The 15,714-nt window shown below is 58.7% G+C and carries 18 protein-coding genes; 9 read left to right on the top strand and 9 right to left on the bottom strand.

Features of this window, described 5'->3' with window-relative positions; translation table 11 throughout:
- From ABRP95_RS08305 to secA, 3 genes are all read left to right on the top strand, one after another.
- Positions 1-516 (top strand): ComF family protein (locus tag ABRP95_RS08305; protein WP_349839214.1); only part of this gene is annotated, 516 nt, incomplete at its 5' end.
- A 136-nt stretch (positions 517-652) separates the two neighbouring features.
- On the top strand, positions 653-1,297 hold the full coding sequence (hpf, locus tag ABRP95_RS08300) for a ribosome hibernation-promoting factor, HPF/YfiA family (protein WP_023025625.1): 645 nt from the start codon (positions 653-655) through the stop codon (positions 1,295-1,297).
- A 237-nt stretch (positions 1,298-1,534) separates the two neighbouring features.
- Positions 1,535-4,120, top strand: coding sequence for a preprotein translocase subunit SecA (gene secA / locus ABRP95_RS08295; RefSeq protein ID WP_284770021.1), 2,586 nt, complete (start codon positions 1,535-1,537; stop codon positions 4,118-4,120).
- 176 nt (positions 4,121-4,296) lie between these two features.
- Here secA and ABRP95_RS08290 read toward each other — a convergent pair whose 3' ends face one another.
- Positions 4,297-4,584, bottom strand: coding sequence for a hypothetical protein (locus ABRP95_RS08290; protein WP_349839213.1), 288 nt, complete (start codon positions 4,582-4,584; stop codon positions 4,297-4,299).
- Between the two features lie 177 nt (positions 4,585-4,761).
- Between ABRP95_RS08290 and ABRP95_RS08285 the strand changes: the two genes are divergently transcribed.
- Together ABRP95_RS08285 and ABRP95_RS08280 are read left to right on the top strand one after the other, a co-directional pair.
- Entirely contained in the window at positions 4,762-5,172 is a 411-nt protein-coding gene (locus ABRP95_RS08285; RefSeq protein WP_284770019.1) for an HAD-IA family hydrolase, read from the top strand.
- Complete coding sequence (locus ABRP95_RS08280; protein ID WP_005277532.1) at positions 5,172-5,687, top strand: DUF6912 family protein; 516 nt, start codon at positions 5,172-5,174, stop codon at positions 5,685-5,687. Before ABRP95_RS08285 ends, ABRP95_RS08280 begins: the two co-directional genes overlap by 1 nt.
- A 6-nt stretch (positions 5,688-5,693) precedes the next feature.
- Here the strand turns inward: ABRP95_RS08280 and rsgA are convergent, their stop codons facing one another.
- Together rsgA and aroA are read right to left on the bottom strand one after the other, a co-directional pair.
- A complete protein-coding gene (gene rsgA / locus ABRP95_RS08275; protein WP_284770018.1) occupies positions 5,694-6,728 on the bottom strand; it encodes a ribosome small subunit-dependent GTPase A in 1,035 nt (344 codons plus the stop codon).
- Positions 6,721-8,022 carry a 3-phosphoshikimate 1-carboxyvinyltransferase gene (aroA, locus tag ABRP95_RS08270; protein ID WP_284770017.1) on the bottom strand — a complete coding sequence of 434 codons (1,302 nt, stop codon included), beginning with the start codon at positions 8,020-8,022 and terminating at the stop codon, positions 6,721-6,723. Before aroA ends, rsgA begins: the two co-directional genes overlap by 8 nt.
- On the opposite strand from aroA, the gene ABRP95_RS08265 reads away from it, so the two are divergent.
- Positions 8,021-8,671 carry an SOS response-associated peptidase gene (locus ABRP95_RS08265; RefSeq protein WP_349839212.1) on the top strand — a complete coding sequence of 217 codons (651 nt, stop codon included), beginning with the start codon at positions 8,021-8,023 and terminating at the stop codon, positions 8,669-8,671. The two genes, aroA and ABRP95_RS08265, sit on opposite strands and share 2 nt — an antisense overlap.
- On the opposite strand, the gene ybaK is transcribed toward ABRP95_RS08265, so the two are convergent.
- Entirely contained in the window at positions 8,654-9,160 is a 507-nt protein-coding gene (gene ybaK / locus ABRP95_RS08260) for a Cys-tRNA(Pro) deacylase (RefSeq protein ID WP_284770015.1), read from the bottom strand. The genes ABRP95_RS08265 and ybaK overlap by 18 nt on opposite strands.
- 36 nt (positions 9,161-9,196) lie before the next feature.
- Between ybaK and ABRP95_RS08255 the strand changes: the two genes are divergently transcribed.
- Positions 9,197-9,799, top strand: coding sequence for a sigma-70 family RNA polymerase sigma factor (locus ABRP95_RS08255; protein WP_239269418.1), 603 nt, complete (start codon positions 9,197-9,199; stop codon positions 9,797-9,799).
- Positions 9,799-10,071 (top strand): anti-sigma factor, encoded by a 273-nt coding sequence (locus ABRP95_RS08250; protein ID WP_239269419.1) that lies wholly within the window; start codon positions 9,799-9,801, stop codon positions 10,069-10,071. Before ABRP95_RS08255 ends, ABRP95_RS08250 begins: the two co-directional genes overlap by 1 nt.
- A gap of 348 nt (positions 10,072-10,419) precedes the next feature.
- Here ABRP95_RS08250 and ABRP95_RS08245 read toward each other — a convergent pair whose 3' ends face one another.
- The 3 genes from ABRP95_RS08245 to ABRP95_RS08240 all read right to left on the bottom strand — a co-directional run bounded on the left by ABRP95_RS08245 (position 10,420) and on the right by ABRP95_RS08240 (position 12,043).
- Complete coding sequence (locus ABRP95_RS08245; protein WP_284770014.1) at positions 10,420-10,869, bottom strand: hypothetical protein; 450 nt, start codon at positions 10,867-10,869, stop codon at positions 10,420-10,422.
- A gap of 734 nt (positions 10,870-11,603) precedes the next feature.
- Entirely contained in the window at positions 11,604-11,678 is a 75-nt protein-coding gene (locus tag ABRP95_RS12095; RefSeq protein ID WP_369707509.1) for a 50S ribosomal protein bL37, read from the bottom strand.
- A gap of 104 nt (positions 11,679-11,782) precedes the next feature.
- Positions 11,783-12,043 carry a WhiB family transcriptional regulator gene (locus ABRP95_RS08240; protein ID WP_005277545.1) on the bottom strand — a complete coding sequence of 87 codons (261 nt, stop codon included), beginning with the start codon at positions 12,041-12,043 and terminating at the stop codon, positions 11,783-11,785.
- A gap of 517 nt (positions 12,044-12,560) precedes the next feature.
- On the opposite strand from ABRP95_RS08240, the gene ABRP95_RS08235 reads away from it, so the two are divergent.
- Positions 12,561-13,040, top strand: a complete 480-nt coding sequence (locus ABRP95_RS08235; protein ID WP_034658073.1) for a membrane protein — start codon at positions 12,561-12,563, stop codon at positions 13,038-13,040.
- A 50-nt stretch (positions 13,041-13,090) separates the two neighbouring features.
- On the opposite strand, the gene ABRP95_RS08230 is transcribed toward ABRP95_RS08235, so the two are convergent.
- Positions 13,091-14,329, bottom strand: a complete 1,239-nt coding sequence (locus tag ABRP95_RS08230; protein ID WP_284781749.1) for an Rv3212 family protein — start codon at positions 14,327-14,329, stop codon at positions 13,091-13,093.
- Complete coding sequence (locus tag ABRP95_RS08225) at positions 14,326-15,666, bottom strand: DEAD/DEAH box helicase (protein ID WP_349839211.1); 1,341 nt, start codon at positions 15,664-15,666, stop codon at positions 14,326-14,328. Before ABRP95_RS08225 ends, ABRP95_RS08230 begins: the two co-directional genes overlap by 4 nt.
- Between the last annotated feature and the right edge of the window lie 48 nt (positions 15,667-15,714).

Here is a 15,714-nt window from a genome sequence, read left to right as displayed (position 1 = left end):
GACATATCGAAACGCTGTGAACAGCACAAACAAACAACCCACAGGCCACAAAACCGGTGCGACCTCATCATCAGCATGAAGGAACAGGGCAATAGGGAGGTGCGCGATTATATCGGTGCGGTGGTGGCCGCGGGCGTGGCGCACTTGGCTGCCCGCGGCGAGATTCCCCGCGAGCTGTGCCTAGTGCCGGCACCTACTCGTCGCCGCTCTGCGCGCAGGCGCGGCGGCGATCCCGTGACGGCCGTGTGCCAGGGTGCGGCGCGCCGGCAACGGTCCCTGCAGGTGCGGGAGGCGCTTATCATGGGCGCGAATACCGAGGATCAATCTGAGCTCAATGCGCAGGATAGATGGGCGAATCTACAGGGGCGAGTGGGGGTTTGCGCCCCAGTGAACGGTAAGCCGGCGCTGCTTGTCGATGACGTTATAACCACCGGCGCCACCCTTGCGGCCAGTATGGCGGCCCTACGCGCCGCCGGCGCCACAGTCTATGGGGCATTGGCCTTCGCAGATGCTTAAGGTACATCACACAGTAGGGTGCACGGTGTTACCCCCTAATGCCATCAGGTCATAACCACTGGTATTATTAAAGGTGTCACAGAGGAACAGTTACTGTGATTGTTTCTAGTCCCCACTACCAAAGGGAGGCATCTCAATGTCCCAGCCAAATAATGCTCAGGTAACGATTACGGGCCGTAACGTTGAAGTTCCGGAACACTTCCAAGAGCGCGTCAATGAAAAGCTGGCCAAGATTGAACGCCTTGATCCCACATTGACCTTCTTCCACGTGGAGTTGCAGCACGAGCCAAACCCACGCCGCGAAGCAGAGTCCGACCGCATCCAGATCACTGCGACCGGTAAAGGCCACATCGCCCGCGCAGAGGCTAAGGAAGACTCCTTCTACGCAGCGCTGGAAACCGCGATGGGGAAGATGGAACGCTCCCTGCGCAAGGTGAAGGTGCGCCGTGAATACGTCAAGGGCGGCCACCGCGCACAGAAGGGCACCGGCGAAATCGCCGCCGAGATGGTTGCGGAGGCAGAAGCACAGCGCGCCAAGGAAGAGCGCTTGGTTGATCCTTATGCCGAGACCGTCGAGGATGTTCGCCCCGGCCAGATCGTGCGCACCAAGGAACACCCGGCCACCCCGATGAGCGTGGACGATGCCTTGAGTGAGATGGAGCTGGTTGGTCACGATTTCTTCCTCTTTGTCAATGAGGAAAACAACAAGCCATCCGTGGTCTACCGCCGCCACGCTTTCGACTACGGCATCATCTCCTTGTCTGAGGATGCAGAGGGCTAGAGCCTCCGGCGCCCGCCTAGAGCGCTAAACCTCTTTATTCCCCCTTCCTACCAATCGGGCTATTGCTCGATGAGGTGGGGAAGGGGGATTTGTCATGCTGTGAGTTATCTGTTTTCTTAGTGCTCTTAGTGTGAAATCACTATCGTTTAAGGGCGGGTAGAACGCGACAAGGCCAGCAGCGTGAGTACAATTGCGGGAAGTTAACGAATGTGTCGCGATAAGAAGGACTAACGAATAGTGTTTGGACTTTCCAAGCTGCTGCGCGCGGGCGAGGGCCGTACGGTCAAGCGCCTGGGCAAGATTGCAGACGATGTAATTGCACTCGAGGATCAGTACGCGGAGCTTTCGGACGATGAGCTAAAGGCCAAGACTGACGAGTTCAAAACTCGCCTCAAGGATGGCGAAGAAAAGAACGACATCTTGCTCGATGCTTTTGCTACCGTCCGCGAAGCCGCTTGGCGCGTCCTAGGGCAAAAGCACTACCCCGTGCAGATCATGGGCGGCGCCGCCCTGCACTTTGGCAATGTTGCAGAGATGCGTACCGGTGAGGGTAAGACCCTGACCTCCTTGTTGCCCGCTTACCTCAACGCTTTGGAGGGCGAGGGCGTACACATTGTCACGGTCAATGACTACTTGGCCAAGCGCGACGCCGAGATGATGGGTCGTGTGCACCGCTGGTTGGGCCTTTCCGTGGGCGTAATCTTGGCAGAAATGCGCCCGCAAGAGCGCAAGGAAGCCTATGACTGCGACATCACCTACGGCACCAATAATGAGCTGGGCTTTGATTACCTACGCGATAACATGGTGCGCACCCTTAATGATGTAGTTCAGCGCGGACACAATTTCTGCATCGTGGATGAGGTGGACTCGATTCTTATCGATGAAGCCCGTACCCCACTCATCATCTCCGGCCCGGTTGATGGCTCCTCCCAGTTCTACGGCGTCTTTGCCCAGCTGGCGCCGCGCATGCGCGAGGGCATCCACTACGAAGTGGACCACAAAAAGCGCACCATCGGCGTCTTGGAAGAGGGCGTGGAATACGTCGAAGATCAGCTCGGCATTGATAACCTCTACGCGCCGGAGCACTCCCAGTTGGTTTCCTACCTCAATAACGCGTTGAAGGCCAAGGAGCTCTTTACCCGCGATAAGGACTACATCGTTCGCAACGGCGAAGTGATGATCGTGGATGGCTTTACCGGCCGCGTTTTGGCAGGACGTCGCTATAACGAAGGCATGCACCAGGCCATTGAGGCCAAGGAGCAGGTGGAGATCAAAAACGAAAACCAGACGCTGGCGACGGTTACCCTTCAGAACTTCTTCCGTCTCTATGAAAAAATTTCCGGCATGACCGGTACTGCGGAAACGGAAGCCGCGGAGCTGCATTCCATCTATGGGCTGGATGTGGTTCCTATTCCTACCAATAAGCCGAACCAGCGCACCGACCACTCGGACCGCATTTACAAGACGCAAGAGGCAAAATTTGCCGCGGTGGTTGATGATATTGCAGAGCACGTTGAAAACGGCCAGCCGGTCTTGGTTGGTACCACCTCTGTGGAGCGCTCCGAATACTTGTCGCAGTTGCTTAGCAAGCGCGGCGTGCAGCACAACGTGCTCAACGCCAAGCACCACGAAGAAGAGGGCCAGATCATTGCCCGTGCGGGCCGCCCCGGCACCGTGACCGTGGCAACCAACATGGCCGGTCGTGGTACCGATATCGTGCTCGGCGGTAACCCGGAAGTCATTCTCGATGAGAAGCTGCGCGAACGCGGCCTCGACCCCTTTGAGGATGAGGAAAAGTACCAGGAGGCCTGGGAAGCCGAGATCGACGGTGAGAAAGAGCGCTCGAAGCGCTTGGGTGATGAGGTGCGCGAATCGGGCGGGCTCTATGTCTTGGGCACCGAGCGCCACGAGTCTCGCCGCATTGATAACCAGCTGCGCGGCCGTACCGGCCGTCAGGGTGACCCGGGCGAGACCCGCTTCTACCTGTCCATGCGCGATGAGTTGATGGTGCGGTTCGTCGGCCAGTCTATGGAGCACATGATGAACCGCCTCAACGTGCCTGATGATGTCCCCATCGAGGCCAAGATGGTCTCGAACTCCATTAAGGGCGCCCAGGCGCAGGTGGAGAATCAAAACTTCGAGATGCGCAAGAACGTGTTGAAGTACGATGAGGTGCTCAATGAGCAGCGCAAGGTGGTCTACTCCACGCGCTATTCCATCCTCGATGCCGATGACATCAAGGACGATATCCGCACCATGATCGATGACACGGTCTCTGCCTACGTCGCGGGTGCTACCGCCACCGGTTATGTCGAAGACTGGAACCTCGAGGAACTCTGGAACGCCCTTGAGGCGCTCTACGGCCCCACGATGTCCCCGGAGGAACTCGTGGAAGGCTCCGAGTACGGTTCCCCAGGCGAGCTCACTGCGGAGCAGCTGCGCTATGCCCTCGTCACCGACGCGAACCAGGAGTACGACAAGCTGGAGGAAGCCGTTTCTGCCATCGGCGGCGACAAGCAGATGCGCAATACCGAGCGCATGGTGATTCTGCCGATTATTGACCAGAAGTGGCGCGAGCACCTCTATGAGATGGACTACCTCAAGGAGGGCATCGGCCTGCGCGCGATGGCGCAGCGCGACCCGCTGGTGGAATACCAGAAGGAGGGTGGCGATATGTTCAATGCCATGAATGAAGGCGTGAAGGAAGAAACCGTGCGCCAGTTGTTTATGCTGCGCAAGCAGTTCAAGCAGCAGGAAGAAAACCAAGAATCCGGCGGTGACTCGGGCTCTGGTCCTGCAGGCCAAGAAACCGTAGAGGCATAAAATCTCCGCGCTCTTTTGCACCCCTTCCTCTTCCTCCCCGCCCTCGCGCGGTGGGGAAGCGGGAGGGGCGCTGTTAGTTTTAGAGCAGCCGAAACGAGCGTAGCCCTTGGTCCGTGGCGGAGCCGGTAAAGGCGTGACGGTGCGTGCCGATGACCGCGGAACCGAAGTATTCGCCATTAGGCCGCGCGTGCAGGCTGGTAAGGCGCAGGGTATCGGTGTCGTAGGGGGCTTTTTCGCCGGTGTACCCAAGAGCCGATATGCAGGCGGATGGAATCCGAAAAGCGCGGAGAATTAAGGTGTGCCAGCGGGCGGTAGCCGGCGGCGACCTCAAGGATAAAGACGACCGAGGCTTGGATATGGTGCTGAGCGGCTACCTCTGCCGTCGTGGGCAGACGGCCGTAATGGATGCGGTGCGGGGCGATGTATAGCTTGAGATGAGAGTAGCCGGGAATGGGCTCATACATGGTGAAATGAGTGCTCCTGCAAAAAGGGCAGGGAGGCGAACGCGTGATAATTATCTCATGGGGGCGCTGCGCGCGCTATTTCTGGCAGTTTCCTGTATGAGGCGGGCGAGAATATAAGCGCAGTTCGCTATACTTTCGGGAGTTACAAAGTATTCGTGTACTGAAGGATTAAAAATTATGCGTGGTCTCATCATTGACTATGTCGGCGTCCTCGATGGCGCTGAAGAGGACAATCGCCGCTGGAAGGCTCTGCTGTCTGCGGCGAAGGCAAATGGTGCCGCAACCGCTATTCTGTCTAATGACCCGGGTGGTTCCGGAGCCGAGCACATTCGCGAGTGGGATTATCGCGGCAACGTTGATGCCGTGGTGTTGTCTGGAGAAATCGGGGCGGAAAAGCCGGAGGTTGCGGCCTTCCAAGCGGCTGCCGATGCCCTCGAGCTGCCCTTGAGCGATTGCGTCATGGTCGATGATTCGATCCTTAACGTGCGCGCCGCCGTCGATGCCGGAATGATCGGTTTCTTGTACACCAGCTTCGACCGCGTTTCTGTAGAAATTCAAGCCGTATTCGATATTGAAGGGGAATTTTAGTGGCTGAAGCCCGCGTCTATATTCCGGCGACCTATGCCATGCTGGCGGAGCTCGCAGAAACCGGAACGCTCGCGGCGCGTTCCGGTTGGGGTTTCATGGTTACCCCGGCTCTGCGGGATTTTTATACCGCAGGCGATGAAGAAGAGATCGCCTACTCCGCCTTCCTTGAGGCCTCTATGGCCTCGCTGCGCCTGTTGACCATTGGGGACGAGGAGAAGTTCCCGCACCGGCGCGTGGTCATTTCCATCGACGTTGACGACACTGCAGTCACCCCGCGCCCAGATATGGGTGAGCCGGTGGTAGAGCTCCAGCCAGCGCAGTTTGGCACCGATAACCTCGCCGCCATTCACGTGGATATTGAAGAATCCGAAGAGGCAACCGCCAAGGCCATCGAAGCCATCGATTCCGCGGACCTGGGCGATGAGGATGCGGAGCTCGCGGTGGGTGATGCCCTGGATAACTTCATGGCCTTCTACCACCCAACGGAGCTGCCGTTCCTCGTGGAATTGCTCTAAGCCGCGCTAATTTTCCCACTCCACGTTGGTGCGCAGGGCTTGTAGTAGCCCGCGTACCGCATCGCGGCGGCGGGCGGTAGCGGTGCCCTCGGGAATGACCTCTGGATCATCGAGCCCGCATTCAGGATCCGCCGGTGGCCCAGCGTGCGTACAGCCGCGCGGGCACTCCTCAATAGCCGCGGCGAGGTCCTCGAAAACGCCAAGGACGGTATCCGCGTCCACATGCGCCAGCCCGAAGGAGCGAATGCCCGGCGTATCGATGATCCAGCCGCCCTGAGATTCGGTTCCTGGAGCGTCGGTGGGCAAGGGGAGGGCCACCGATTGCGTCGAGGTATGCCGGCCCTTGCCGATGCCCGATACTTCCCCCGTTTCCCTTTCTGCATCTGGAACTAGCCGGTTGACCAGCGTGGACTTGCCCACCCCGGAATGCCCGATGAGCGCGGTAATATGGCCATCTACCTGCGCGCGCACGGCATCTAGGCCATCCTCGACTCCGGCTTCGACTACCGTGACATCTAGGTCGGCGAATTCTTCTGCAAACGGCGTTGGATCTGCGAGATCCGTCTTGGTCAGGCACAAGATGGGGTGGAGGTTGCCCACGAACGCGGCAATCAAGGCGCGCTCGACAAAGCCGGATCGCGGGGGAGGGTCTGCCACGGCGGAAACGATCAGCAATTGATCGGCATTGGCCACCACGATGCGCTCATACGGATCCGTGTCATCGGCGGTGCGGCGCAGCACGGAGGTGCGATCCGCCAGCTTGACGATGCGCGCCAGCGTGTCCTTGGCACCAGAGGTATCACCAACCACGCCGACGCGGTCACCGACCTCGATGGCGGTGCGGCCCAGCTCGCGGGCGCGCATGGCGGTGACTTGGGGGCCATCGTCAAGCGCAACGCCCCACCGCCCGCGGTCCTTGGTGATTACCATGCCGTATTTGGCATTTTTGTGCTTGGGCCGATCCTTGGTGCGCGGGCGCGAGCCCTTGCCGGGGCGCACGCGCACATCAGATTCATCAAAGGAACCGAAACGTCTAGCCATGTAAATACTGTTGGTCGGGGTGTAACATCGTCTCCCACATGCGGGCGAAACCGGGCAAAGTCTTGGAGGTGGTGGAAATATCCTCAATCTGGATATCAGGGACCTTCAAACCCAGAATGGCGCCGGCAGTGGCCATGCGGTGATCGGCATAGCACGGCCAATCGCCGCCGTGAAGTTCGGCGGGTTCGATCACTAGGCCATCGTCAAGCTCGGTGACCCTGCCGCCCAGTGCATTGATATTCGCTGCGAGCGCCTGCAAACGGTCGGTCTCGTGGCCGCGCAGGTGGGCGATGCCTGTGAGTCGCGACGGCGTTTCCGCGAGCGCACACAGGGCCGCAACGGTGGGGGTAAGCTCCCCGATATCGCCCATATTGCGCTCGATGCCCTGCATCTTTCCCGCAGGGTTGCCCACTGCGGTCACGCTATTGTGCTCCTGGGTTACCATCACACCCATATCCAGCAGGATCTGCCGGATGGCATCGCCTGGCTGGGTGGTATTTGCCGGCCAATTCTTGATGGTCAAGCGCCCGCCGGTTACCGCCGCTGCGGCGAGGAATGGCGTGGCATTGGAGAGATCCGGTTCGATGAACCATTCGCGCCCGGCAATGGGGCCGGCGTGCACCGTCCACGTCGTGCCGTCAGAATCCACGCGCACGCCCGCCTGGCGCAGCATGCCCACCGTCATTTCCACGTGCGGCATGGACGGCAGCTGGCCGCCCTCGTGGGTGAGTTGAATGCCCTGGGAAAAGCGCGCCCCGCTGAGCAGCAGGCCGGAGACGAACTGGGAAGAACCAGAAGCATCGATGGTGACCTTGCCGCCTTCTGGTACGCCGTTGGAGGACACCGTAAAGGGCAGGCTACCTCCTTCCACATCAACGCCGAGGCTGCGCAGCGCATCCAGCGTCGTGGACATGGGGCGGTTGTAGGCTTGCTTATCGCCATCGACGCGCACCGGGCCATCCGCGAGCGCCGCGACCGGCGGCACAAAACGCATTACCGTGCCGGCCAGCCCGCAATCCACCGTGGCACCGTGCAGCTTCCCAGGCTGGACGTGGATATCGGCGCCGTCATGGGTGAAGCGAACCCCCATGGCACTGAGTGCGTCCTCCATCAACTGCGTATCGCGCGATACCAGTGGGGCGTGCAGGATGGACGGGGAATCTGCCAGCGCGGCCAGGATGAAGGCCCGATTGGTAATAGACTTCGATCCTGGCACCTGGTGTTCCCCCGTAACGGGGCTGGTAGCCAGCGGGGCGGTCCAAGGTTGAGACATAGTGTCCATAATAGAGGGCATGTGCGGAAGATTCGTTCTTTTTACTGAGTCCCTCCTCGATGAGGTGGGTAATCTCCCGGGAATCCAGGACGTCCACGCCCCACAGGGCACGCCCGGGCCGCGATATAACATTGCCCCGACCCAGCCCATTCCCATCGTGCGCGTGCGCGAAGAACTGGCGGAAGTCGATCCCGCGCGGTGGGCGCTCTTGCCGCAGTGGAAGAAAGACCTAGATGGCCCGCCGCTTTTTAATGCCCGGGCAGAAACGGTGGCGAGCAAGCCATCTTTTCGCACCGCCTTTAAAATCCAGCGCTGCCTTATCCCCATGAACGGCTATTACGAGTGGCACAAGGATGGCTCCACCAAGACGCCGTACTACGTCCACCCAGACCAGGGACTGCTGTGGGCCGCGGGGCTCTGGGATACCGGGTTGGATCGGCTCTCTGCCACCGTCGTGACCACCGCGGCTACCGAAGAGATGGAGTGGCTGCACCACAGGTTGCCGCGATTTTTGGCGCCGGAGGAGATGCACACCTGGCTCGAGGGTAGCGCCGAGGAGGCCAAGGAGCTGCTAGCGCCCACGGGCCTGCGAGGGTTTGAGTACCACGCTGTGGACAAGGCCGTGGGGACTGTCTCTAATGACTATCCGGAGCTACTCATCCGCCAGTAGATCGGTAAAGTCAGCCCCGCACAAGCGCGCGAGGTCTTCTGCGTTGAGCTCAATATCTAGGCCGCGGCGGCCGCCGGAGATAAAGACAGTATCGAAAAGCACCGCGGATTCCTCGATCACCGTGGGCAGCGGGTTCTTTTGTCCGAGCGGGGAAATACCGCCATGCACGTAGCCTGAGGATTTCTCGGCATCGTGCACCTGCGCCATGGCGGCCTTAGATACGCCAAGGGCAGCGGCGGCCTTCTTGAGGCTTAAATGGTGCGTGGTGGGAATCACGCACACCGCCAACTCGCGGCGCGGACCTTTGCCCGCGGTGAGATCAATGATGAGCGTTTTCAGCACGCGTTCGGGTTCTACGTCTAAGGCCGCCGCGGCGTGATCACCAAAGTGATCCTTGCCCGCCTCGAAGGTGGATATGGAGTGTTTGACTCCGGCATCTTCGATGACTTTCAGCGCCGGGGTAGCGGCATGCGGGGACTTTTTGGCCATATAGGAATTTTAGCGTGAGACGTTAGGATAGATTGTGTGGTTAAAGAAACAGTGAGCGAGAAGGAGCTGCAGCGCCGCTTTGAAAAGGAAGCGCTCCCGCTGCTCGATCAGCTCTATGGCGGCGCGCTGCGCATGACGCGAAACCCGCAAGACGCGGAAGACTTGGTGCAAGAGACCTATCTGAAGGCCTATAAGTCCTTTCATTCCTTTAAGCAGGGAACGAACCTGAAGGCATGGCTTTATCGCATCATGACCAATAACTACATCAACTCCTATCGCAAGGCGAAGCGGCGTCCTACCGAGTCTTCTGCCGATGATCTGAGTGATTTTCAGCTCTATACCACCGCAGGGCACGATTCCACCGGGTTGGAATCCGCTGAGGTGGCAGCGCTTAAAGAGATGCCAGATAGGTCCATCTCGCAGGCCATTAATGACCTGCCGGAGGATTACCGGATGGTGGTCTACTACTCCGATGTGGAGGGCTTAGCGTACAAGGAAATCGCCGAAATCATGGATACTCCATTGGGAACGGTGATGTCTCGCCTGCACCGTGGAAGAAAAATGCTCCGGAAGGCGTTGAAGGACGTAGCACGTGAACAAGGAATTGGATTAGAACACCCGGACATGGAGGAGAAGTAATGGAAGGCGCAACCGGAAAGAACTGTGGTGCGTGTAGCTCCACTGAGGTACACAACCTATTTTGCGAGCTTCTCGATGAATCCACGACCTACGCCCGCGCTTTAGCCATCCGCGAGCACATCGCCCAATGTGATTTTTGCCAGCAACGACTAGAGCGCGAAGAGCTCGTCCGCTCCCTCGTGCGCAATTGCTGTGCCGGCCAAGCTAAGGCACCGCAATCGCTGCGCCGCCGCATCTCGATAGAAATTACGGAGATCGAATCCCGCTGGTAAAAGTGTCATTTAGAACTGAGAACGCCTCGCAACAAGAGTCGAGGCATTTCGTACTGCTGTATTTCCTCTTCCAGTTCAGAAGCATACATACCGTCAGGCGCCCTCTGCCGAAGCGGTGCTGTAGAAAAAATTTCCATAGGATCTCACTCGCAGCGGTCAACCCGCGAGTCAAACCCTACCCACACGCCCTGGGGCGTAATGCGAGTGGATAGGCAAATAGTAGGGGCCTAACACTGACGTGTCCATTTTCTGGGGTCATGTCCAGCCCTGACTGGTAAATACGCATCCTGCGAATAGTTGAAGAACGGGTTCTGTTTTTGGGCTGGTACCTCTCTGGTGGTACCAGCGCTAGTTTTTCTGAATTCGCTGGCGGTAGTAATCACGATTGTCTTCTTGCATGTGAGCAAATTCCATGAGTACGCCCGGCCAGATGGGATACGTATCGATAAGGTTTTCTGCGATGTTTAGCAACGGTGAAAAAGCGATCTCGCCCCATCTGATGCCTATGCCGACTCTTTCGGAGTAGGCCGTGCTATTTAAAGGGCCAAGTGCCCACTGACTCCCTGACATCGCATTCATCCATGTGCCGTTGATAGCGAGGATGCGGGATACTTTCTCTTCATAGCTGTGTTTAGAGTTTAAGATTTCGAGTACGATCTCGAAGGGAAACTCTTTTGTGCCATCGGTGACCTGCTTGCGCTGAAGAGGCGTCAACTCTGCAAGTGTCGTGGGGACTGTTGTTGAAAGGAAGTCTTCCAGCCTATTTCCGAATTGTTGATGATATCCGTCAAGCCACATTAGGTTCCTTTCGGGCTATGCAGGGCGTATAACCCAAGCCCCTGAATATTGATTTAAAGTCTTGTCGAAAAGCAGGTTGCGGATATAGCCCAGTCCCCAGTTTTGCTGTCTTCTTAGACGATTGAGTGTATTCCAGCATTCACTTTTCTACAAGGAAGATTTGGCTGTTGTGTCCTGAGGATTCAAGATTCGGCTCTGTGGGGTGCAGCAGAGACGTTGTCGAAGTGCAGAAGGCGAGAATCGCTGCCCCGAGGATAATTATGCGCCTAAATCGGTTTCTGGTGTCAGCAAGATTTAGCATGTCTCTATTCCATCAATTTGGGCGTAGTGAGGAGCGATGTTTGTGCGGGTTCCGGCTACTACCAGTTTGCACGGTGAGTCTCGGGCTAGTCCGGCATACTCGTCGTCGTCAAGTGTCTTTCGCCTTGAGGAGGTAGTTGAGGCGAACAGCTTACGGACGATGGGCACCCATATGTAACAGGGGCCACCATCGCCGATCGCTATACCTGCTAACGGAAGCCGGCAAAAGGAAACCACGAAATGAGTTCAATTAGTGCACTTCGGGGAAGCTATGACCGATGTCCCGATATGGACCAGTAGTATCAACCCAAAATGAGCGCCCTGGTCGCTACTGCTCCGAGAGTCGGATTTCTAATAGAAAGATTAAAAACCCGGCCGTACGAGTTCTTAAGGTGAACTGGTACGAAACCGGGCTTTATAATATGTGCTGTACGTTATGCGCCAGGACGCTTGCCGTGATTAGCGGCCTTCTTGCGGCGATCCTTGCGCTTGCGACCACGCTTGCTCATTGCGCACTCCTTCGTTGAGGGTTTCTGAACTTTATTCAACTGTAGCGGCTAAGGGCGCCGAAACGAAAATTGGGGCGGGGGTTAGGTTCCCCGGGTCCGCGCTTTTAGGCGGAAACGCGGGAACGGCCGCGGCCGCGGTTGCGGCGACGCTTGAGGGCGCGGCGCTCCTCTTCAGACAGGCCGCCCCAGACGCCGGCGTCGAGGCCAGACTCGAGTGCCCAGTTGAGGCAGGAAGAAGCGACGGGGCAGCGGTTGCAGACCAGCTTGGCCTTAGCGATCTGGGTAAGGGCAGGGCCGGAGTTACCTACTGGGAAGAACAGCTCTGGGTCTTCGTCGCGGCAAACGGCTTCGTGGCGCCAATCCATGATTGATATCTCCTAACAAATTTTTGACAGCAGTAAATACGAGCGCAATCCGTGCGGGACAGGAAAGCACCTTGATTTTTAGGTGGTGTGTGAACTGGTCTGCTAGCAGTGGGGCCCGGTCTCGAGGTCGGGCCAGCGTCGCCGCCGCCTATGGTTCACGGTGTTGTTACCTGAAGTTTCCTCCAGGTTAAGAAGAGGTTTACGCCCTCTTTCTTTTTGCTACTAGAGAATCATGACATGTTTACCCGATCGCCGCTAGGGGTACAGGCTAAATTGTGGTTAACATCACGTTAATAGGCGCGGTGTGGGGGCCATAAATGCCAAAATCAAATTTTAAAGAATCCTGTGAGAATCGCTGTGAGCTGCAGCTATAGGTGCTATGTGGTGAGTGTGGTGAGGGAGAGACCGTCAAATCTCCCAGTTCAGCCCTCTGCCCCCGCGCTACTGCAGGCAACATCGAGGCCCCGCCGTGGGTGGCACAGAAAAAATCCGCGCCGCATTAGTAGACTGGGGATTTGTGTCTAAGCAGAACAAACGCCACGTAAATAAGCAGCAGCGAGATAAGTCGGCAGCGCCAGCGGCAGCACCGGATAGTGCCCCGCAGTCGGTGCTTATAGGCGCAGGCATTGCCACGGTGCAATCCATCGCGGTTATTTGTTTTGGCATATTCCTCATCGTGCGCGAAGCGGTGGGCGCGGAAAATGACTCGATGGTTTCTGATTCCGGTTCGGGAAGCTTTGTGGGGCTTGGCACCGCCATCTTTATCTTCATTGTCTTTGGGTTTGTCATCGCAGGCTCCTGGGCCATGGTGAAAGGAAAGCGATGGGGAAGAGGCGCCGTGGTCCTCGTAGAGCTCATCTTGGGTGCGAGCGCGTTTCAAATGTATAGCGGTGGATCACCGGTACTGGGGACTATCACCCTGTTAAGCGCGGTCGCGGTGCTTTATCTCTTGATGTTTAGACGCGAGTCCTCAGAGTGGGCCGCCTCGAATTTCTAAGGGCCACTCGCGTTTGGGCCACTCGCGCGGGGCCCACGAGTGGCACTCGCTTAGTCGCTGCTGAGGCCAACGACGGTATCGCCGCGGGTTTCTACAATGGTCTCGCCCGCCAACGTGAGGTGGACAGGACCGCAGTAATCTCCGCGGTCGACGGCAATTTCGCGCAGTACCTTACCGGTAGACCAGTCCACGACAGCTATGCCCTTTTCGGTGGGCATCAGCATGCGCCCAGCCACTGAAATCGGGGTGCCGATGGCGCCGTCGATAACGTGATCGACGCGCAAATCACTGGGGGTTAGGAGGTAGAGGCGCTGCCCATCAAACCACGTCATATGGTGCGGGAGATCCGCAACGGCCGGGGCGAAAGGGCTTGTGCCGGAATCGATGGCGTCGGAAGGCTTTACGGGGGTAGAAGAAAGCTTTTCGCCTTGGTTGTTATAAGACTCAATGCGGGGTTCTGGGCCAGGGATATAGACCGCGGCGGCGTCTTGGCCCACCGCGATAAGCCGAGCTCCATCGCGATCGATGGAGACATCGGCGTCCATTTCTGGTTCCCGGGAGTCCTCCGGGGTGGTGGTTTGAAACCTTAACCAGGTGGTGTGAGGTTCCTCAGGGCACGATTCCGTCAGTGCGAGGTTCTCGGTACGCGTGAGCGCCGAAGAAATGGTGCACTCCTCGTGCGGTTGCTTCTGCGCCTCCTGCTTGGCCTCTATGTCGCCGTATTCCACGGTACGCACGAGATCTGAGCGCCATAGATCGATTCGCCCGGCAGAAACGGTCCCTGCCCGGTCATTGGATTGCACAGGTATAACGTCCGGGGAATTGATAGCGCTGCGGGTGGAGTCATATTCGCCCGTCGCGGCGTTGATGGCCACCGTATCCCCGCAGCCCACGCCCGTGCGATAGGTGGCAACCACCTTGCCCCAGGCAGTCGATAGCGAGCAGAGTTCGGCATCGCTGCGGGTATAGGTCCAGGCCGTGGAGCCATCGGCATTGGTGGCAGTGAGCACATCGCCATCGTGGCTAATGCTCAACCCGTAGGCGGAAATGGCGCGGTATTGGCCGGGTACGGGCTGGTTGGGAAGGCTGTAGGCAGTGGTGAGGGTGGAGGGGACATCGGCAAGCACAGCGGCATCGCCTTCCCCAGGAACCGCCTCTTGGTGCAGGTCCGCCTGGTGGATATTGGCGGTGGCGACCGCGCCGCCCACCGCGATGGCGCAGATAGCGCCGATGATGCCGGTGGCCTTCCAATCCGCCGCGGTTGCCCGCAAGATGGGGGCCTTAGTCATCGGCGCCCTCCTCGGGGCGTGCCATTACCGCGCCGAGACCCGCCCCGGGACCGCGATTGGGCTTGTCCCGCGGACCGCTTATGCGCCGGAAGTTGGCCAATCACGCTGGTGGCAGGCCCCACCTTTTCCTGCACGCCAGCGGGGATGGACAGCGCCTGGGCAAGCTCCGGGGAGGTGGAAAACCACTGCGGCGGCGTGGCCGAATCTAGGCCTAGCTCATCGTTGATGACCTGCCATTTGGCCAGCTCATCGTAGCCCACGAGGGTAACGGCGGTGCCGGTATGCCCAGCGCGGCCAGTGCGCCCGATGCGGTGGATAAACGTCATGGGATCATCGGGAACTTGGTAGTTGATGACGTGGGTGACATCGTCGACGTCGATGCCACGCGCGGCGATATCGGTGGCGACGAGGATGTCCACCTCGCCCGAGCGGAAGGCCTGCAGGGACTTTTCCCGGGACTTTTGCCCCAAGTCACCGTGCACGGCGCCGACGCGGAAGCCGCGCTCAGCAAGGTCATCGGCCAATTGCGCCGCCGAGCGTTTGGAGCGGGTAAAGATTATGCTGCGACCCCGGCCCTGGGCCTGCAGGATATGTGCGATGACCGGCACCTTATCCATGCGGTGGGCTTGGAAGGTGACCTTGCGGGTGGTTTCGTGCGTGACTTCATCCGCCTCCGATTCGGCCCGGATGTGTACGGGCTTATTCATGAACTGCCGCGATAAGTTCAAAATGGCGCCCGGCATGGTGGCAGAAAACAGCATTGTTTGGTGCGCATTGCCATCGAGCGCTTCCAAAATGGCCTCTATGGAGGGCAAAAAGCCCAGGTCCAGCATCTCATCGGCCTCATCGAGCACCACGATAGCGACGTGGCGCAGAACCAGATCGCCGCGCTCGTGCAGATCGAGCAGGCGGCCTGGCGTGCCGATGACCACATCAACGCCGCGCTGGAGGAGCTTAATCTGCTCCTCGTAGGGGCGCCCGCCGTAGATGGAGGCGAGGCGGACAGGCAGGTGCGCGGCCGCGTCCTGCAGATCCGCGGTGACCTGCTGGGCGAGCTCGCGGGTGGGCACGACGATAAGTGCCCGCGGCGTCCCATCCAGTGGGGCAATATCCGCGTCATCAAAAACGCGATCGAGCAGCGGCACACCAAAGCCAAAGGTCTTGCCCATGCCGGTGCGTGCCTGGCCAATGAGGTCTTGGCCATTGAGCGCAATGGGCAGGGTTAATTCCTGGATTGCAAAGGTTCGCGCGATGCCACGGTCAGCGAGCCCATCGCAGATTTCGGCGGCGACGCCGAGTTCCGCGAAGGTCGGTGGCTGGGGTTTTATGACAGACACACCTTGATAGTAGCCGGGATGGTTATAGTGGGGCCATTGGCATGTAAA

Origin of the sequence: Corynebacterium sp. KPL2895, assembly GCF_040225815.1 — a bacterium.
Classification (GTDB): domain Bacteria; phylum Actinomycetota; class Actinomycetes; order Mycobacteriales; family Mycobacteriaceae; genus Corynebacterium; species Corynebacterium rhinophilum.
The sequence above is the reverse complement of the archived record's forward strand: the minus strand, read 5'-3'. Positions and strand labels throughout refer to the sequence as shown.